The organism is Streptomyces sp. NPDC055189, from assembly GCF_053606765.1.
On sequence record NZ_JBSGSG010000099.1, the window covers coordinates 15114 to 33547 of the forward strand.

18 protein-coding genes are annotated in these 18434 nt (G+C 69.7%); 13 read left to right on the forward strand and 5 right to left on the reverse strand.

All coding sequences use genetic code 11. From position 1 onward, the window contains the following. Window positions 1–106: 106 nt before the first annotated feature. The 3 genes from ACWFR3_RS40415 to ACWFR3_RS40425 all read left to right on the forward strand — a co-directional run bounded on the left by ACWFR3_RS40415 (window position 107) and on the right by ACWFR3_RS40425 (window position 2764). Entirely contained in the window at window positions 107–1114 is a 1008-nt protein-coding gene (locus tag ACWFR3_RS40415) for an ATP-binding cassette domain-containing protein (RefSeq protein WP_453739698.1), read from the forward strand. Continuing rightward, a complete protein-coding gene (locus ACWFR3_RS40420) occupies window positions 1111–1887 on the forward strand; it encodes an ABC transporter permease (RefSeq protein ID WP_453739699.1) in 777 nt (258 codons plus the stop codon). Before ACWFR3_RS40415 ends, ACWFR3_RS40420 begins: the two co-directional genes overlap by 4 nt. A gap of 358 nt (window positions 1888–2245) precedes the next feature. After that, entirely contained in the window at window positions 2246–2764 is a 519-nt protein-coding gene (locus ACWFR3_RS40425; RefSeq protein WP_453739700.1) for a hypothetical protein, read from the forward strand. A gap of 78 nt (window positions 2765–2842) precedes the next feature. Here ACWFR3_RS40425 and ACWFR3_RS40430 read toward each other — a convergent pair whose 3' ends face one another. Then, window positions 2843–3088: a DUF6479 family protein gene (locus ACWFR3_RS40430; RefSeq protein WP_453739701.1), complete on the reverse strand. Its 246-nt coding sequence runs from the start codon at window positions 3086–3088 to the stop codon at window positions 2843–2845. A 270-nt stretch (window positions 3089–3358) separates the two neighbouring features. Here ACWFR3_RS40430 and ACWFR3_RS40435 point away from each other — a divergent pair, with 270 nt between their 5' ends. After that, window positions 3359–3919: a Dps family protein gene (locus ACWFR3_RS40435; protein WP_453739702.1), complete on the forward strand. Its 561-nt coding sequence runs from the start codon at window positions 3359–3361 to the stop codon at window positions 3917–3919. 46 nt (window positions 3920–3965) lie between these two features. Next, window positions 3966–4529: a type 1 glutamine amidotransferase domain-containing protein gene (locus ACWFR3_RS40440; RefSeq protein WP_453739703.1), complete on the forward strand. Its 564-nt coding sequence runs from the start codon at window positions 3966–3968 to the stop codon at window positions 4527–4529. Here ACWFR3_RS40440 and ACWFR3_RS40445 read toward each other — a convergent pair. Further along, window positions 4526–5794: an erythromycin esterase family protein gene (locus ACWFR3_RS40445; RefSeq protein WP_453739704.1), complete on the reverse strand. Its 1269-nt coding sequence runs from the start codon at window positions 5792–5794 to the stop codon at window positions 4526–4528. The two genes, ACWFR3_RS40440 and ACWFR3_RS40445, sit on opposite strands and share 4 nt — an antisense overlap. Before the next feature lie 58 nt (window positions 5795–5852). On the opposite strand from ACWFR3_RS40445, the gene ACWFR3_RS40450 reads away from it, so the two are divergent. From ACWFR3_RS40450 to ACWFR3_RS40465, 4 genes are all read left to right on the forward strand, one after another. Next, a complete protein-coding gene (locus ACWFR3_RS40450; RefSeq protein WP_453739705.1) occupies window positions 5853–6626 on the forward strand; it encodes a TioE family transcriptional regulator in 774 nt (257 codons plus the stop codon). A 658-nt stretch (window positions 6627–7284) separates the two neighbouring features. Continuing rightward, the gene (locus ACWFR3_RS40455; protein WP_453739706.1) at window positions 7285–8439 is read left to right on the forward strand and encodes a bifunctional DNA primase/polymerase; all 1155 of its coding nucleotides are present in this window, start codon (window positions 7285–7287) and stop codon (window positions 8437–8439) included. Then, window positions 8436–9995, forward strand: coding sequence for a DNA primase family protein (locus tag ACWFR3_RS40460; protein WP_453739707.1), 1560 nt, complete (start codon window positions 8436–8438; stop codon window positions 9993–9995). The genes ACWFR3_RS40455 and ACWFR3_RS40460 overlap by 4 nt, the downstream gene beginning before the upstream one ends. Next, window positions 9992–10393: a DUF6009 family protein gene (locus ACWFR3_RS40465; RefSeq protein WP_365866291.1), complete on the forward strand. Its 402-nt coding sequence runs from the start codon at window positions 9992–9994 to the stop codon at window positions 10391–10393. The genes ACWFR3_RS40460 and ACWFR3_RS40465 overlap by 4 nt, the downstream gene beginning before the upstream one ends. Window positions 10394–10405: 12 nt before the next feature. Here ACWFR3_RS40465 and ACWFR3_RS40470 read toward each other — a convergent pair whose 3' ends face one another. Further along, window positions 10406–11551 (reverse strand): ScbA/BarX family gamma-butyrolactone biosynthesis protein, encoded by a 1146-nt coding sequence (locus tag ACWFR3_RS40470; RefSeq protein ID WP_453739708.1) that lies wholly within the window; start codon window positions 11549–11551, stop codon window positions 10406–10408. Between the two features lie 80 nt (window positions 11552–11631). On the opposite strand from ACWFR3_RS40470, the gene ACWFR3_RS40475 reads away from it, so the two are divergent. Continuing rightward, entirely contained in the window at window positions 11632–13182 is a 1551-nt protein-coding gene (locus ACWFR3_RS40475; protein WP_453739709.1) for an FAD-dependent monooxygenase, read from the forward strand. Here the strand turns inward: ACWFR3_RS40475 and ACWFR3_RS40480 are convergent. Continuing rightward, complete coding sequence (locus tag ACWFR3_RS40480; RefSeq protein WP_453739710.1) at window positions 13125–13796, reverse strand: ScbR family autoregulator-binding transcription factor; 672 nt, start codon at window positions 13794–13796, stop codon at window positions 13125–13127. The two genes, ACWFR3_RS40475 and ACWFR3_RS40480, sit on opposite strands and share 58 nt — an antisense overlap. 119 nt (window positions 13797–13915) lie before the next feature. Here ACWFR3_RS40480 and ACWFR3_RS40485 point away from each other — a divergent pair, with 119 nt between their 5' ends. Further along, entirely contained in the window at window positions 13916–14758 is an 843-nt protein-coding gene (locus ACWFR3_RS40485; RefSeq protein ID WP_453739711.1) for an SDR family oxidoreductase, read from the forward strand. Window positions 14759–14771: 13 nt separating this feature from the next. On the opposite strand, the gene ACWFR3_RS40490 is transcribed toward ACWFR3_RS40485, so the two are convergent. Then, the gene (locus ACWFR3_RS40490) at window positions 14772–15752 is read right to left on the reverse strand and encodes a ScbA/BarX family gamma-butyrolactone biosynthesis protein (RefSeq protein ID WP_453739712.1); all 981 of its coding nucleotides are present in this window, start codon (window positions 15750–15752) and stop codon (window positions 14772–14774) included. A gap of 485 nt (window positions 15753–16237) precedes the next feature. Between ACWFR3_RS40490 and ACWFR3_RS40495 the strand changes: the two genes are divergently transcribed. Further along, complete coding sequence (locus tag ACWFR3_RS40495) at window positions 16238–16888, forward strand: ScbR family autoregulator-binding transcription factor (RefSeq protein WP_453739713.1); 651 nt, start codon at window positions 16238–16240, stop codon at window positions 16886–16888. A gap of 555 nt (window positions 16889–17443) precedes the next feature. Next, window positions 17444–18034 (forward strand): ScbR family autoregulator-binding transcription factor, encoded by a 591-nt coding sequence (locus ACWFR3_RS40500; RefSeq protein ID WP_453739714.1) that lies wholly within the window; start codon window positions 17444–17446, stop codon window positions 18032–18034. Window positions 18035–18434: the final 400 nt, after the last annotated feature.

An 18434-nucleotide genomic window follows, 5' to 3' on the forward strand; every position in this document is an offset into this window, starting at 1 on the left:
ACTCGCACGCCGGCCGCCTTCGTTCCCCTCCACTGCAGTACGCCGCTCCAGTAAGCCACTTCAGTACGCCACCTCAGTCTTCCTCAGCCTTCGAATGGAGGGCCTCATGCCTTCTTCTGTCATGTGCACGTCCAGTCAGGCCGACGGTCAAGGATCGCCGACCGCCGTCTCCGCCGTGGGCCTGCGGAAGTCGTACGGCGACAAGACCGTGCTCGACGGCATCGATCTGCACATCCCGGCCGGTTCGATCTTCGCGCTGCTCGGCCCGAACGGCGCCGGCAAGACCACCGCCGTGAAGATCCTCTCGACCCTCATCTCCCCCGACCCGGCCTCCGGCGAGATCCGGGTGGGCGGTCACGACTTGGCGTCCGACACGCAGGCCGTGCGCGCCGCTATCGGTGTCACGGGGCAGTTCTCCGCCGTGGACGGTCTGATCACCGGCGAGGAGAACATGCTCCTCATGGCCGACCTGCACCGTCTCTCCAAGCAGGAGGGGCGGCGGGTGACGGCCGAACTCCTGGAGCGCTTCGACCTGGTGGAGGCCGCGAAGAAGCCCGCCCAGAGCTACTCCGGCGGTATGAAGCGCCGCCTGGACATCGCCATGACGCTGGTCGGCGACCCGCGGATCATCTTCCTGGACGAACCCACCACCGGGCTCGACCCCCGCTCGCGCCACAACATGTGGGGCATCATCCGCGAGCTCGTCTCGGACGGGGTGACCGTCTTCCTCACCACCCAGTACCTGGAGGAGGCCGACGAACTCGCCGACCGCATCGCGGTGCTGAACGACGGCAAGATCGCCGCCGAGGGCACGGCCGATGAGCTCAAGCGGCTCATCCCGGGCGGGCACGTGCGGCTGCGCTTCGCCGATCCGGCCGCCTACGAATCCGCCGCCCTCGCCCTGGACGAAGTCACCCGCGACGACGAGTCCCTCTCCCTGCAGATCCCCAGCGACGGCACCCAGCGCGAGCTGCGCGCCATCCTCGACTGGCTGGACTCCACCGGCATTGAGGCGGACGAGCTGACCGTGCACACCCCCGATCTCGACGACGTGTTCTTCGCCCTGACCGGCCCGGCGAACGTCCCCAACCAGTCCAAGGAGACCGTCCGATGAGCGCCCTGTCCCTCGCCGTGCGCGACTCGAACACGATGCTGCGCCGCAACCTCCTGCACGCCCGGCGCTACCCCTCAATGACCCTGAACCTGCTGCTCACGCCGGTCATGTTGCTGCTGCTCTTCGTCTACATCTTCGGCGACACCATGAGCGGCGGCGCGGGCCGCGATGCGTACATCGCCTACATCGTCCCCGGCATCCTCCTGATGACCATCGGCTCCACCACCATCGGCACCGCGGTATCCGTCTCCACCGACATGAGCGAAGGCATCATCGCCCGCTTCCGCACGATGGCCATCCATCGCGGATCCGTGCTGATCGGGCACGTCGTCGGCAGTGTGCTGCAGTGCCTCGCCAGCGTGGTCCTCGTCGGTGCGGTCGGCGCGGCCATCGGCTTCCGCTCCGCGGACGCCACGGCTCTTGAGTGGCTCGCGGCCTTCGGACTGCTCACGCTGTTCGCCCTCGCGCTGACCTGGATCGCGGTCGGGATGGGCATGGTCAGCCCGAACGCCGAGGCGGCCAGCAACAACGCCATGCCGCTGATCTTCCTGCCGCTGATCTCCAGCGCCTTCGTCCCGCTGAACAGCATGCCGGGCTGGTTCCAGCCGATCGCCGAGTACCAGCCCTTCACCCCGGCCATCGAAACCCTGCGCGGACTCCTCCTCGGCACCGAGATCGGCAACAACGGCTGGATCGCCCTCGCCTGGTGCGTCGGCCTCACCGTCCTCGGCTACCGCTGGTCGAAGGCCGTCTACGACCGCGACTCGAAGTAGCAGCAGCCGCAACGCCGAAGGGCGGCGCACACCCGGCATTCCGCCGGTGTGCGCCGCCCGGCCGTGTTCCTGCGAGGCCGACGCTCCGCCATGGCGCCCACCTGGCACCAAGGCGAGCCACTGTGGCATCTACGGGGGTGCCGCGATGTTGATGCGGACCTGCGGACCTGGTCGCAGCCCTGGGCGCGTAAGCCAGGAGCCTTAGGAGTCGTAAGCCAGCAGCCCTAGAAATGCCCCCTCTGGCGCCCTGGCCCCACCGTTGGCGCGTGCGGCGCCAATAATGCCTCGCCATGGCGCCATAAGTGTGCCATGATGGCACCACTGCCAAAGCGGGCCAGTGAATAAAGGGGTGGGAGTAATGGAGACAGCCGAGAGTCAGCAGCAGGCGGCGCCCGGCGCCTTCATCGCCTTCGCCCGCTTCACGCTCTGCGGCGGCGGGGTCGGGGTCGCCTCCAGTTTCGCCGTGGCGGCCCTCGCGTCCTGGATCCCCTGGGGCCTGGCCAACGCGGCGGTCACCGTGGTCTCCACGCTGCTCGCGACCGAGATGCACGCGCGCTTCACCTTCGGTGCGGGCGGGCGCGCGACCCGGCGCCAGCACGCCCAGTCCGCCGGGTCGGCGGCAGCCGCGTACACGGTGACCTGCCTGGCGATGCTCCTCCTGCAGCAGCTGGTGGCCACGCCCGGCGCGGTCCTGGAGCAGGCCGTCTACCTCTCCGCCTCCGCGCTCGCCGGCGTCGCCCGCTTCGCCGTCCTGCGCCTGGTCGTCTTCGCACGCAACCACGCGCAGAAGCCGCCCCAGCGGCACGCGGTCGCCGGGGCGGCTCGGGGAGGGCTGGTCAGCCGGACCGGGTCGGTCGAGGTCACGCTCGCTTCCTGAACGTGGAGACCGGCCACACGCGGCCGGGACCGCGAGCAGCGCAAGGGGCCGGGGGCTGCGGTCCGAGGCACCGGCCGGTCAGCGGTGCGGACGCCCCTGGTCGGCGTCGTCGTCGGGGGTCTGCCAGGTGGTGCCGTGCTGGGCCTCGCCGCTGACGGGGCCGGCGCCGTGGGCGGGAGTGCTGCTCTGGGTACGGCGCGCGGCGCGGCGTCGTCCGGAGACGAACATGGCGAGGAGGCCGAGGACAACGACGACGCCGACGACGACCATGATCAGCGAACTGCCTGCGGAGGCGGCCAGGACGGTTTGACTGTGAGTGTGCATGCCGGTCGTGTACCCGATCGGCGGCAGGACTTGCAGGACTGTCAGGGTGGGAATCGTCGGGTCCGGAAACCGGCCGACCACTGCTGACCAGCGGCGTCCCGGTGTGCGACGGCTCCTTTGGGTGGCGCCCCCGGCCGGTAGAGCCTTAGCTGGAACCGGCAGGCCACCGGGCTTGGCGCTGTCCGGCGCGGATCTGGCTGCGGCGGGTTTCGTACGCCGATCACGGGTTACCGGGATGGGGCAAACCCGTACGAGACAGGAGACATAGCTGTGGCTTCCGAGGCAACCCCCCGTTACACCGTTCCCGGCCTCACCGTGCAGGACGCGGGCACGGTCATCGAACTCCTGCAGTTGCGACTGCACTCCCTCAATGATCTGCACCTCACGCTCAAGCACGTCCACTGGAATGTGGTGGGCCCGCACTTCATCGCCGTACACGAGATGCTCGACCCGCAGGTCGACCGTGTGCGTGACATGGCCGACGACGTCGCCGAGCGGCTCGCGGCCCTGGGCGGCGTCGCCCACGGCACGCCGGGCGCGCTGGTCGAGGAGCGCACCTGGAAGGACTACAGCGTGGGCCGCGACGACGCCATCGCCCACCTCGGTGCGCTCGACCTCGTGTACACCGGCCTGCTGCAGGACCTGCGTGCCGCGCTCAAGACGGTCGGCGGCATCGACCCGGCCACCGAGGACCTGCTGATCGGGCAGCTGCGTGACCTGGAGCAGTTCCAGTGGTTCGTCCGGGCGCACCTGGAGACCGCGGGCGGCACCCTCGCCACGGCCGGCGCCTCCACCGAGACGGAAGCCGCCGAGCAGTCCAACGAGAGCTGACCTCACACGGGACATACAGAGAGACACGAGAGAAGGGCGCAACACTATGTCGGACAAGCCGCTCAACGGTCACCGAGTACTCGTACTCGTCACCAACTACGGAGTCGAGCAGGACGAGTTGCTGGTCCCGGTCCAGCGGCTGCGGCAGGACGGCGCGGACGTCACCGTCGCGGCCGTCAGCTCCGACCCCATCCAGACGCTGGTGGGCGACCGGGACCCCGGCGAGACGATGGAGCCCACCACCACGCTCGACGCGGTGGACCCCGGCGCGCACCAGTTGCTCGTGATCCCGGGCGGCACCATCAACGCCGACAACCTGCGCCTGCAGTCCAAGGCTCTGGAGACGATCAAGGCGTTCGCGGACTCGGGGCGTCCGATCGCCGCGATCTGCCACGGACCCTGGGCCCTGGTGGAAGCCGACGTCCTGCGCGACAAGACCCTGACGTCGTACATCTCCGTACGCACCGACGTGCGCAACGCGGGCGTCAAGAGCTGGGTGGACGAATCCGTCGTGAGCGACGACGCCAACGGCTACACCCTGATCACGTCCCGGAACCCGAAGGACCTCGACGACTTCATCGGGGCGATCAGCAAGGCGCTGGCCGGTTAGGTCAGCGGGACGTCCCTGACGAATACGAGGCCGTCTGCTGCCGCCAAGTGGGCCGGGTCGAACGGGGCGTAGCCGAACCAGGGTGATACGCGCAGGGCCGGCAGCGTGTCGGCGGCGAGGGCCGCGGCAAGCCGCGGGGCTTCGAAGGCGCAGGGGTCCTGCGGGAGCGCGTAGAGGAGGCCTTCGAGGGTGTCCGGCGGCGGCGTGTCCACGCCCTGGTGCCGGATCGTGCCGAGGGCGGTGGCCACGAAGGCGTACTCCTCGCCGAGCCGTGCGCTCACCAGTGCACCGGCGCTCCACCACTCCACCGGGCCCTCCCACATCTGCATCGTGCTCTTCTCCCGCTGCAGATGGGAGTTGTGGGCGTGGACGAATGCCGGGCCTTGCTTGGCTACCGCTACGGCCTCGGCGGCCTCGGCGGCCTCTGCGACGGCGAGGAGGTTCCGGGCCATCATCTGGTCCCTTACGCCCAGGAGCCGGGCCATGCGGGCGGGCGAGGTGTCGGCCATCCAGTGGTGGTAGCGCAGCAGGCCCGTCGCGGTACGCCCGTACAGGCGGGCCCGCTCCAGGGCGTCGCGTGATGTCGTCGCGAGCAGGTGCGGTGTCTGCTCGTCGAGCAGCGCCACCAGATCATCGGCGAACAGCCGCAGTTGACCGGCCTCGGCCGACTGCCCCGTCGACTGGGAGGGATCCATCATCGCGGCCGGGTTGGTCCACAGGTCGTCGGCGCCGAGCAGGCGGTCGAGTGTGCCGGTGGTGCAGGGGAGCAGGTCCGCGTCCACGTGGGCGGCGAGGCAGCCGTGGAGTGCGGTGAGGGCCTGGCGGGGGCTCGCGGCGTGGGTGATTTCCAGGGGGCCGTCGAAACCGGCGAAGCGGAGGCGTTCGGACGCGGGGCGGCCGTCGTTGTCGACGCGGACGTTGTAGGCGCGCATCCAGCGGACGAGTTCGCGGTTGGCCGCGGAGGCGCCCCAGTCGTGGCTGATCCCCTGCTGCATGACCTCGTCGAGGGTGCCGTTGCCCGTGGTGACGTAGTCGTCGACGACCAGGCCCATCAGACAGTCGCTCTCGATCGCGATCGTCCGGCAGCCCTCCTGCTCGACCAGCTGCCGGAAGAGTTCGTTGCGCAGGTCGAGGAGAGCGTCCTCGCGGTGGGTGGGCTCGCCCAGGGCGAGGAGCCGGGGGCGGGCGGGGAGCATCCTCATGAGGGCGGCGGCTTCGACGGGATGGGTCGCCAGGTCTTTGATGCCTGCGGTGTCAGTAGCCATGCCCTAAACGCTATCGTTCAACCTTCGGTTGAAACTTTTGCGCGATATCGTCTGGCACATGGGGAAAAACCTTCAAAGCGGGGGTCGGGGCGGCGGGGGTGGCGGTCGGCTCAGGCCGGTCGATCTGGCGCGCGGGCACGGGCTGTCCACGCAGGCGATCAGGAACTACGAGGCGGACAGCGTCCTCCCTCCGGCCGACCGCACCGCTCACGGCTACCGCACCTACACCGCGCTGCACGCGGGTGCGCTGTGCGCGTTCCTTGCCCTGGTGCCGGGGCACGGCCACCGGACGGCGACGTCGATCATGCAGGCCGTGAACCGGGGCGGGGGTGCGGGCGGCGTCGACGAAGCGTTCCGGTTCATCGACGAGAGCCACGCCCAACTGCTCGACGACCGGCGCACCCTCCGGGCGGTGGAGAGCGCCCTGAGCGACCTCGCATCTCTGGGCGCCGGGCAGCCCGATCCGTCCTCAGGTGCCGGGCCCGGCGGCAGCACGTTCATCGGACCACTGGCGGCCCGGCTCGGAATCCGTCCCGCGACACTGCGCAAGTGGGAGCACGCCGGGCTCGTTAGCCCGAGCCGCGACCCGCAGACCGGATACCGCGTCTACGACGAAGCCGACGTACGGGACGTTCAACTGGCCCACCAACTGAGGCGGGGCGGCTACCTCCTCGAGCAGATCGCCCCGCTGATCGACCGGGTGCGAACGGCCGGCGGCCTGGAGCCCTTGGAGGCCACGCTGTCCGACTGGCACGGCCGGTTGTCGGCCCGGGGGCGGGCAATGCTGAACGGGGCTGCGGAGCTTGAGGCATATCTGCGTGAGCGCGGATGAGGCTGCAGGCTTCCTGGTCACCGCTGGAGGGGCGTGCGGGTGCTGCAGAAGTGAGGCCGCGGCCCGGGAAGCCGGGCGCGGGCTCGTCCACCTCACCCAGACCCACAGCGGCTACGGCGTTGGCACCCCAAGGGCCGGCGACCGAAGCGACTCAAGCGACCCGGTTTTGGAATCGTCATGGGAGCGGCCGAAATGATCCGGTCGGCGGAACCGCGTACTCCATGCGCGCTCAAGGCTCGCTCGAGAGCGGTCATTTGGGCAGCGACTGAAGCCGAGCGACCGAAGTGCCTCTCGGTCGCTCTCTCGAAATCGAGGGAACCTGCTGGTCAGAGGGGTGTCCTGGAGCAGACAGCGACTGAAGCGACCGAAGGTTCGGGTATGTAGAGACATTCGCGTGTGTGCGTGTGTGCGCGTGGGCTTCATATATAGGGGACTTGAGTCGCTTCAGTCGCTGATTCCCGGTGTGTATGGGCTCTGAGCTGCTGTTTTGTGCGCCTGGACGGACAGCTACCGATGAGGGGTCCGGTCGCTGGGGCCGGGCTTCGGTCGCTGTATGTCCGGTGATCGTCACACCCTCCCCAAGCGCACGAATTTTCAGACCAGTTTCGCTAACCTGTTTTAGTCATTGAGTCGCTTCAGTCGCTGACGGGGGAAATACATGGCTGCTGAGCTGCGAGTTTCACGCAGCGAACAGTCGCTCAGCGGACGGACGCCGGCCAGCGGATGGTCGGAGTCCGGCAGACGGCCGCCGGCCGGTCGGTCGTTCGCGACGGCCAAGTGGTGCGCGGGCCGAGGTTGGCCGGTTCATCCCCTGGCCGCCGGGCGCAAGACGCCCGCGGGCAACTGCGAGGCCTGCCGCGCTCCGGGGCACACCCATGAGGGCTGTCCCTGTCTGCCGGACGGCCGCTGGTGCCACGGCTTCCGTGCCGCCACGCTCGATCCGGGCCGGATCGAGCGCTGGTGGGGTACGGGCGAGGGCCGGGATCCGGGAGTGGGCGTGGCTTGCGGGCCCGCAGGTCTTGTCGTCATCGATGTCGACGCGCACGCGCAGCCGCTGCCCGACCGGGCCCGTCTCCTGCCTGGCATCACCATCGCCGACGGCATCGACCTCACCGGACTCGCCGACGGCTTCCACACCCTCGGTGTGCTCGCCGCCCTGCGCGGTGCCCAGAGCCCTGCCGCCGATACGGCAACGCTGCGCGTCCGTACGCCTTCCGGCGGCCTGCACGTCTGGTACCGGGCCCACCCTGGCCACCGCTGGCAGTCCTCCACGGGCTCCGGCAGCGGCCGCGCCCTGGCCTGGCAGGTCGACATCCGGGCCCACGGCGGTTACATCGTCGCGCCCGGCACCCGTACGGCTGACGGGTCCTACACGCCCGTCGGTGCCACCCGTGAGCCCGCGCTGCTGCCCGACTGGCTCGCCGCCGAGCTGGAGCGCACCGGGCACCTCGCCCCGGCCCGGCGGCCGCCCCTGAGTGCCACCGTCCCGCCGCCCAGGGCTCGTCAGGCCGTGGCCGCCGCCGGTGACGGACGCCAAGGGGCCGCCAGGGCCCTGGACAAGGTCCTGGCCGAGGTGGCGGCCTGCGCCGCCGTTCCGCAGGGCGCGGCGTTCTCCGAGAAGCTCAACCGGGCCGCCTTCACCGCGGGCGGGCTCGTCGCGGCGGGACACCTCGCGCGGGACGAGGCCGAGCGGACCCTGACCGAGCTCGCCGCCGACGTACGGCCCGGGCAGGACCGGCGCTGCGAATCCATCATCAGCAGCGGCCTGCGCGCCGGCGAGCGCCGCCCCCTCGCCCTCGGGGGCCGGCCTTGAACAACACGCCCGAGGACATACCCCTGTTCAACTTCGACGCCGAGGCGGTGGCCGTCCAGATCCTCGCCGACGCCCAGTCCCCGCAGGCATCCGCTTCCTCCGTACAGCCGGTGCAGCCCGTGCAGGTGCCGCAGCAGCGCGGCGAGACGCCCGCCGAAATCGCCGTACCGCAGGGCCTGTTGCCCGACACGCTCACCGACCGCGGCAACGCCAAGCTCTTCGTCAAGCTGTACGCGGACGACTACCGGCACGTACCGGGCCTCGGCTGGTACCGCTGGGACGGCAACCGCTGGCAGATCGACGAGGACGACACCGTGCTGTGGGCCGCAGGCGACCTCGCCGAGGCCATCGCGAGCGACGACCCGCGCGGCATCCACTCCGCGTCCGCCCTGTTGCAGCACCGCCGCCGTGCCCTGTCCACCAGCGGTATGAACGCCATGCTCAGCCAGGCCAAATCGGCCCCCGGCATGGTTCTCAACGCAACGCTCCTGGACGCCGATCCGTACACCCTGTGCACCCCGGCGGGCATCGTCGATCTGCGCACCGGTGTCCTGCGCAAGGCGCAGCCGGGCAGGGACTTCCACTCCCGCGCCACCTCGCTGCCGCCGCGGCCCACGCCGACCCCGCGCTGGACGCGGTTCCTCGCCGACACCTTCGGCGACGGGCCCGAGGGCGCCGAGATGATCGACTTCCTGCACGTGCTGCTCGGCTACTCGGTCACCGGCGACGTCGGCGGGCAGGTCATGCCGTTCCTCTTCGGCTCCGGCAAGAACGGCAAGTCGGTACTCCTCGACGTACTGATGAAGCTCCTCGGCGACTACGCCGATGCCGCGCCGCCGGGCTTCCTGATGGCCCGCCCGTACGAGGGGCATCCCACCGACCTCGCCGAACTGCACGGCCGCCGGGTCATCGTGTGCAGCGAGGTCAAGCCGGGCGACAAGTTCGACGAGGCCAGGGTCAAGCTGCTCACCGGCGGCGACCGGATCAAGGCGCGGCGCATGAGGCAGGACTTCTTCTCCTTCGAGCCCACCCACAAGCTCTGGCTGCTCGGCAACCACCGGCCCGAAGTCGGCAGCGGCGGCTTCGCGTTCTGGCGGCGGATGCGGCTCATCCCCTTCGAGCGGGTCGTCTCCGACGAACGCAAGGTCGACAACCTCGCCGACATCCTGGTCACCGAGGAGGGACCCGGCATCCTCAACTGGCTGATCGAAGGCGCCCGTCGCTACCTGCGTGGCGAGAAGGATCTCGCCGGACCCGAGCGGGTGCGCATCGCGACGACGGCGTACGCGGAGACCGAGGACCACACCGGGCGTTTCATCGGCGAATCCTGCGCGCTCCACCCGGAATTAAGGGCGGAACAAGCGCAGCTGTACGCCGCTTACCGGGCCTGGTGCCACAATGAGGGCGCTCCCGCAGTCTCGTCCAGGGCGTTTGCCGCCCGGGTCCGCGAGGCAGTGGGACTTGAGTCGCCGAAAGAAATGATCCTTTCCAACCAGCGCAAGTACTACCCGGGCATCGGACTGCTGACCACGCTCGCCGACGAGGAGACAGCATGAGCGCCCTCATCGCAGAGGACGAGATCTCCCACGAGGCCGAACTCGTTTGGCTCGAGGACATCGACGCCCTGGACTACGTACGCCAGAGCCTGGACCGGCTGCCCACGCGGCGCGGCAGGCCCGCCTACCACCGTGACGGACGCATGGTCGGTTATGCGCTGCTCGGCCCGCAGGCCAAGTCGTCCCGCTCATCGGGGACCTTCCGGCGCCGGGTGTTCTGGCTCCTTCCGCACGACCGGGACTCCGATCCGGGCGGTCTGTACGCGGGTTCGGCCCCGGCGGAGGCGGTCGATCCGCGGACCCTGGCGCCGAGCAGCAAGGGCTACAAGACGGAGCGCTCCGAGGGCGGACCGCCGTCGCGGGCGATGCGGGAGATGGGCATCACGCTGCCGCTGTGACAGGCCGGACGGTCAGTCCTTGCGCCGCCTCACGATTCCGCTGACCTGCGAGCCGAAGACCCGGCGGCCGCCCTGGCTGCCGGTGATCAGGACGCTCATGGTGTCGGTGTCCTGCGCGAGGAGGGGAGCGGCGTCGATCCAGCAGGGGCGGCCGAACTCTGCGTAGCTGTGGAACTCCGTGGCCATGCCCGTCAGGGTCAGCGTGCGGTCGGCGGCGAGCAGCCCGCACGTCGCCTGGCGTGCGGCCTCCAGGAGCACCATCGACGGTATGTGGTCGTCGCCGACGTCGAACAGGACCGGGTGGTGCGGGTCCGGGTTGAGGCGCCAGCGGCCGGGGTGGTCGCTCGATGCCAGGACCACGTCCCGCGGCAGACCGCGGCCGAAGGCGGACGGGGTCACGTCCGAGGGCCGCTGGGCCGGCGGGGGTTGCGGAGCCGCGCCGCGCAGCCGGTGGTAGGCACCGGGGGAGAGGCAGACGAAGCGCACGGTGCCGGTGGCAAGGACTCGGCCGCCGCGCCGGATGGTGAGGTCCAGGCAGAACTCCACCAGGCGGCTGCCCTTGCGCATGAGGTCGGCGCCGTCCGCCTCGATGATGAGGTCGCTGGGCACATCCCCGATGGCGAGTTCGTCCGGGGTGACGGTGAACGACAGGTCGCACGGCATGAAGCGATGGCCGAGCGGCACGCCCAGTTCGGCGTGCGCGAGATACAGGGCGACCTGCTTCATCGTCTCCGCCGCGAGCAGCGGATCGTGCCGCCCGTCGGGACCGTTGAAGAAGGCGTGCGCCCGCGGCCACTGGCCGGTGAGCGTGAAGCGCGCTCCGCTCGTCCTGCGGCAGCTGGTCAGAAAGACTTCGGCCATCGAAGAGCGGTGCACGTACTCACTGGGCACCGTCGTGGTCAGGGCACCGGGGCCGGATTCGGGGTGCCCTTCCCCGATCGAGCTGACCGCTGTTCGCGACGCCGAAGCGCCTGAAGTCATCAAGCTCATCAGACTTCTCCCCCGGAAGAAGGTCCACGTGATCGAGCACGTGATCGAGCACTTCCACGTAAGATACGGACTCACCGGTTTTCTATTCAACCCCCAATGGCGCGCCGGTAGAGCTCTTCTCCGCATTGGCTGAAAGTGTTCTGCGGCGACCCCGGCAAAAACAACCATCCAACCGGTATATTTTCTTCTCGCTGGTTCGACGGTGTCTGTTGGTGTCTTTGATTTCCGGCCGGGGGTGAGCGACCGTGATGACGCACGTCCGCACAGATGTGGTGATCGTGGGTGGTGGCCCGGTGGGCCTCCTGCTCGCCGCCGAGCTCGCCGCCCACGGCGTCGGGACGGTCGTTCTCGAGGAGCGGGCCGCCGTGTCCGCCCGCCCCAGGGCGACCACCGTGCACGCCCGCGCCGGGCAGGTCCTCGCACGCGGGGGCTATCTGCCCGCTCCCGAACTCCCGCCGGGCGAAGGGGTCGTCAGCGTTCCGTTCCACTTCGCGGGAGCGTGGGGCCTGGAGCTCACCGCACCCGCCGGCGAGCCGGAACCGCTGATCAAACGACCGCAGGCCGATTTCGAGCGGCTCTTCGAGGAGCGGGCGCTGGCCGGGGGCGCGCGGCTGCTGCGCCGGCACCGGGTGGTCGGGCTCGAGAGCGGCGGGACCGGCGTGCGGGTGAGCGCCGAACACCCCGGCGGGCAAACCGAGTTCGAGGCCGCCTACGTCGTCGGGGCCGACGGCAGCCGCAGCACGGTGCGGACTCTCAGCGGCATCCCGTCCGATACGTCCGCGCCGACGATGGCGGCCATGGCCGGAGTCGTTCGCTGTGCCGGGGCCGAAGCGCCGGAGCCGGGCTGGCATCGCACGCCGCGCGGCTGGGTCGTGGCCAAGCCGGCTCCCGAGGGCAGACTGCACCTGCGTGTGTGCGACTTTACGAGGGCTCACGTCGACCACCTGCTCCCGCTCGGGCTCGAGGAGTTCCGCGGGCAGGCGTCGCGGATCGTGGGCCGGGAGATCGGCATGGACGAACCGCGCTGGCTGAGCCGCTTCAGCGACTTCTCGCGCCTCGCCCGCAGCTATCGGTCGGGGCGCGTGCTGCTGGCCGGTGACGCCGCGCACGTGCACTGTCCCATCGGCGGACAGGGCCTGAGCACGGGGCTGCTCGACGCGCTCAACCTGGGCTGGAAGCTGGCACTCACCGTGCGGGACGTGGCCTGCCGGGGCCTGCTCGACACGTACGAGGCCGAGCGCCGTCCTGCCGCCCTGCGCGTCATCGACAACGTACGCGCGCAGGTGGAGCTGATGCGGCCGGGGAACGCTCCGGCCTCGCTGGAGGAGCTGGTCCCTGGCATCGGCCACGGCGCCGACCCGGAGCAGCTCGGTCTCCTCGTCAGCGGGCAGGAAGAGATCCTGGCGCCTGCCCACGGCGACCCGGCCCGCTGGCAGGGGCGTTTTCTGAACAACGTGGCCCTGAACACGGCCGACGGGCCGACTGACGTGATCCGGCTGCTGCGGGACCGGCGCATGCTGCTGCTCCGGTTCGACCACGGAGCAGAACGCCGAAGCCCCGGCAGCCGGCGTGCGACGCGGGATGCCGTGCGGACCGTATGGGCCGAACCAGTGGCAGAACTTCCCTGTGCCGCACTGCTGTTGCGGCCCGACGGTCACATCGCCCGGGCGTCGGAACATGCCGACAGCGCCGATGACCTTGATCGGCTGCTGTCCGGGTGGCTTGCGCCGACGTCAGCCGCTCAGGCGGGGACGTCCGCGAGGGAAATTCTGTCGGCCTCCACGACGGCCTCGGAGTAGATCATCTTGCCGCGCTCGGGAGACAGATCGATGGTCGTGAGCACGGAGGAGACCACGACATTGGGCAGTACGTGACGCAGCATCACCAGGACACGCTTGTTCAGATCTGCGTAGTTGCTGACCGCCTGCGACATGGCCTGGGTGCCGGCGTAGGCGCCGACCACCAGCTCAGCCGTCTCGATCGGCACGACATGGGGCAACAACTCGCCCTGCTGCTTGGCCTGTTCGAGCAGCGCGCACACGACCGTGACCCAGTCCTGGAAGGGGCTGGCACGGTTGAGGTCGGTGGCCTGCTGATCGAGTGTGAGCCGCGTTCCGGCGCGGACCATCGGGTCGGTCTGCAGCCGGTAGGTCTGCAGGACGACGATGTCGACGAGCTCCTGGACCTTGCAGGTCCGGGGCGGGACGACGACCTGCCGCCCCTGCTCGGCCATCACTCCGTAGGCCAGATCTTCCTTGGACTGGAAGTGGAAATAGAGCGCGCCCTTGGTCACGCCGGCCGTGTCGAGGATGTCGGTGATCGTCGCTGCCTGATAGCCGCGCTCTTCGAACACCGAAGCAGCCGCCGTCAGGATGGTCCGGCGGGTTCGGATCGCGCGGTCTTGTTTCACCATGAGTCCACCTCCTTGTTGCATGCCCCTACAAACAAACCGTCAAGTTCGTATCTTACCGCGCCTGGCAGCTCCATGCGCTCGCGCGGTGGTGGAAACCCGTCAGACGCTTTGGAGGTCCGGTGATTTTGGTAACGGGTTCGAGCGGCACCATCGGGAGGCATGCCCTGGCCCGGATGCCGTCGGGCACAGCGGTTCGCGCGCTGGCGCGGCGGCCGGAGCGGCTCACCGCCCTGCGCCCCCAAACCGAGGTGGTTCAGGGGGATTACGCGGACGAGGCCTCGCTGGGCAGAGCGCTGCGGGGCGTGCGCAGGGCGCTGCTGATCACCTGCGGAGTGGGGGGCGGGGAGGACGAACGGTTCCTGCGCGCGGCCCGCAGCGCCGGGACGGAACACGTGGTCAAGGTGTCCGCCGCCGCCGTCCAGGACGAGGGCGCGGACGACGCCATCACCCGTTGGCAGCGTGACACCGAGGAACTGCTGTGCTCCTCGGGTCTCGCGTGGACACTCTTGAGGCCGCGGTCCTTCATGTCCAACACCCTGGCGTGGGCCCCCGATATCCGGTCCGAGGGCGTGGTCCGGGCGCTGTACGGCACGTCTGCCAACGCATGCGTCGATCCGCGCGACATCGCCGACGTCGCGGTTCGCGCTCTCACCGAAGAGGGGCATACCGGCCGGGCCTACACCTTGACCGGCCCGGAAGCGCTCACCCCGGTCGAGCAGACGACGCAACTGGGCCGGGCGATCGGCCGGCAGCTGACGTTCGTGGAGCTCACGCCGGAGCAAGCACGCACCGCCATGCTGGGGCGCTATCCGGAGACGGTCGTCGAGGCACTACTGGCCAGCGCCCGGCGCCAGCGGTCCGGGGCCAAGGCGGGCACGGACCCGGCACTTGCGAAGCTACTCGGCAGGCCGGGGACGCCGTTCGCCACTTGGGCCGCGGATCATACGGAGCGGTTCGGATGAGAGAGGGGCGCGACTACACGGGCGCGGGCACGGCCGTGATCTCGGCCCGGAAGGTCTCCTGCCCGTCCTGCGCTCCGGTGACCTGTACGACATCGCCCCCGTCGGCGCCGGAAGGCAGCCGGACAGCCTCGATGAAGCACGGAGCGTCCAGCTCGACGTACTTCGAGAACTTGGTCTCCATGCGGACCGGCAGGAGTTGGCCGTAACCGAGGACCGCCGTTGCCGCCTGTCGTGCGGCCTCGGACAGCAGCATGCCGGGCACATGGTCGACGGGGTGGTCGAAGAGCACGGGGTGGCGGGTGTCGACGCGCAGCTGCCAGCGGTTCTCGGCACCGATCGGCGAGAGCACCACATCGGTGGGTGACACCCGGCCCACGCTCTGCGGCGGGACCGGTGCCGTCAGCGGGATGTGCATGAGCCCTTGGTTGCCGCGCAGCCTGCGGTACGCCGACGGCGTGATGCACGTATAGGTGAAGCTGCCCGTGGCCACGGACTCTCCGTTCCGGCGGATCACCGCGGACATGCGGGCTTCGGTGAGCCTGCCGCGGCCCCCGCTGGGTTCGGCGAATGTCATTTCGATGTCGAGGTCCGCCGGGGCGGGGCCGACGCGCATCTGCTCGGGCTGCACCGACACGGCGAAGGAGCGCATCAGGAACTGGTAGTCGAGCGGGACGCCGAGCTCCGTGTGCGACAGAAGGTATGTGGCCTGCCGCATGGTCTCCGTGGCGAGCAGGGGGTCGTGGAACAGCCCCGCGATCGGCGTGAAGAAGCTGTGGCAGCGCGGCCACTGGGCCGTGACGCCGAACCCGGCGTCGTCGTGCCGCTTCCCGGTGAGCAGCACCTCGGCGAGGGCCGCCCGGTGCACGAACTCCCTGGGCACCGTGGTGGTGAGCTGGACCGGTTTGGGCACCATGGGCCAGGGATCCTGCGGCGCCAGGCCGGCAGGTATTCGGTGGAGGGTGTCTTCTGCGGGGCGGAACGTGTTCGTGGACATGTTGATCCCCCGGATCGCAACTGGAGAGTGTGCCGTACAGGGCGCCTCACGCGTCTCAACATACAGACCACCCGGTTTATTTTCTACAGGCGCCGGGCAATGCTGCGTGACAAGAAATGGAGCATTCCGTTCCGACCTCTCGGGCCAGAACGGGCGATAACTCCGCACTCAATCTACTGCGGGCTGACTTGAATCTGACCCTCAAGCCCGATCTTTGCCCAAAGCCCCTGCTGCGGGCCGTGATCGCGCCCGTTCGGGCAACTGCCGCCCGTCGGCGGGCCCTTGTGGTCACACGCCCGCCTGCGGCGAAAAGGCGTGCGGCCGCGCGGCCGATGAGGGGGCATCCGCAAGAGGAGTGCTGTAGGCGCTTACTGGGATGCCTTGAGCAATGCTCAAGGCGGTACTCGGATGATCTCGGGGCCTGCGTGCCCGCGTGCCTGCGCGTGCGGGGGCAGTCGGCAGCCCAGCGCATCAACGGAGCCCTGATGACCAAACAGGAACGCGCGGTACGGACCCGGAACGCGCTCATCGAGGCGGCCGCCGAACTGTTCCACCGGGAGGGCTTCGAGACGGCCTCGCTCGCGATGGTCACCGCCAGGGCCAAGGTGAGCAACGGCGCCCTGTACTTCCACTTCGCCACCAAGGCGGACCTGGCGGACGCGGTCGCGGCATCCGCCGCGGCGCGGCTCGCCCGGATCGTCGACGCCGGCGCGGGGAGCGATGCGCCGGGCCGCGGGCCTGTGCGAGGGGGCGAACTGCAGCGCCTGATCGACGTCACGCACGACTTCGTACGGGCCCTCGGCAGTGACGTGGTGCTGCGTGCCGGATTCGACCTGTGCGGGGCGGGGCAGCGCGCGGGGGTGGGCGAAGACCTGCGGGGCACCTGGCGCGAGTGGGTCCGGGGAGCGCTGGCGACGGCCGAGGCGCGGGGCGGGCTCGCGCCCGGTGTCCCGGCGCGGGACGCGGCGGACGCGGTGGTCGCGGCCACGGTCGGGATCGAGGTGCTCGGGGCGTACGACGCGCGGTGGCGCTCGCCCGATCCCCTCACGTGGTTCTGGCTCCTGCTCCTTCCCGCGCTGGCTCCGGTTCCGGAGCGCGGGGCAATGGGGGCCGCCGGCTCCGGGGCGGTGCGCTGAGGGCAGCGAGCTGAGGGCTGCCGACTGAGGGCGCGCCGCGGGTGCCCGATGACTGTGTCCGCGGCGGACGCGAACGGCGCGTTGCATGCTTCATGCAAGGAAAGCAACGGCGTGGGTCTGTTCTCCCTCCCGTTAACAAACCAACCTTGCGGTTTATTTGCTGCCTGTAAGTGAGCGCTCGGCTTGCCGCTGCGGGGTCGGCGGCGCGATGCATTTTGCGCCACGTGTGATCCCTGGCGCCCGGAGGAGGGGTGTCTACCGTCCGATTGTGGGCGTAACCTCAGGTCCAGGGGCAGGTTTGGTGTCGGCGGGCGCCCCGGCGGGCCCGATCCAGGGCGGCTGCGGTACCTTGCCGACTGGACCCCGCACTGCTTCGGCCGTTAAGGACGCGACAAAACCAACCAGCTGGTTTGTTGTTCCGATCGCGGTGAAAGTGCGGCACGTTCTTTGCAGTGCACGGCCCCGGTCGCGCGTCGCAGGGGGCCTGGCGACGTCATGAGTCCGTGAATGTCGGCACGGCCGCGTTGAAGGCAGGTTGTCTTGGAGAGGTGAGCGATGGCCAAGCAGGAGCGGGCGGTCCGGACCCGTCAGTCTCTGATCCAGTCCGCCGCGGAGGTGTTCGCGCGCGAGGGGTACGCGGCGGCCTCGCTCGCCCACATCAGCCGGCGGACAGGGGTCAGCAACGGGGCGCTGCATTTCCACTTCGAGTCAAAGCGGGCGCTGGCCCGGGCGGTGGAGGAAGAGGCGGCACGCAGACTGCGGACGATCACCGAGTACGCGCCGGCCGACGGCGCACCCGGTGGTGCACTGCAGGGCCTGGTCGACGCGACGCACGGTCTGATGAGCCGCCTGGCGGAGGACGTCGTCGTGCGGGCCGGCTTCGAACTGGGGGGTGAACCCGCGCTGGGGGCGACGGCCGACGTGCGGCGCTACTGGCAGGAGTGGGTCGAGGACATGCTCGAGCGCGCCGAGCGTGAGGGCGGCCTCGCGGACGGCGTGACGCCGGAGCGGGTCGCCCCGGCCATCGTCGCGGCCACCGTGGGCTTCGAGGTGCTCGGCGGCAGGGATCAGGGGTGGCTCTCGGGGCAGCGGATCGACGCGTTCTGGGAGTTGGTCCTGCCGCAGCTGACAGGGGAGGCGGTCTGAAACCCGGCCGATAAACAGACCTGACCGGCTGTTTTTTCGAGGCTTCCTGGGCTGTTGAGGCCCCTTGAGGGCCGCCGGGCGGCGGCCGCGGGTTCGTCGAACATGTCTCATCATTCCCTCTCGTACGCCTGTGACGAGGGGGTTTTCGTGTCCCACGGCAGATCTCCCAAGAGGGCTTTAGGTGTACTCAAGGGCGGGTTGGTGCCTGTAGAAACCGGATGACCGGTCTGGTATTGACAAACCGGGTTGCTGGTTTTTTACTGAGTGAACACGGGATCGATACGGGATCAGCACGGGATGCAGGCCACTCACGAACAGGGGATTTGGCGTGATGGATATTGATGTTCTGGGTCCGTTGGGTGTGCGGGTGGGTGGGGTTGCTGTGATGCCTACGGCGCCG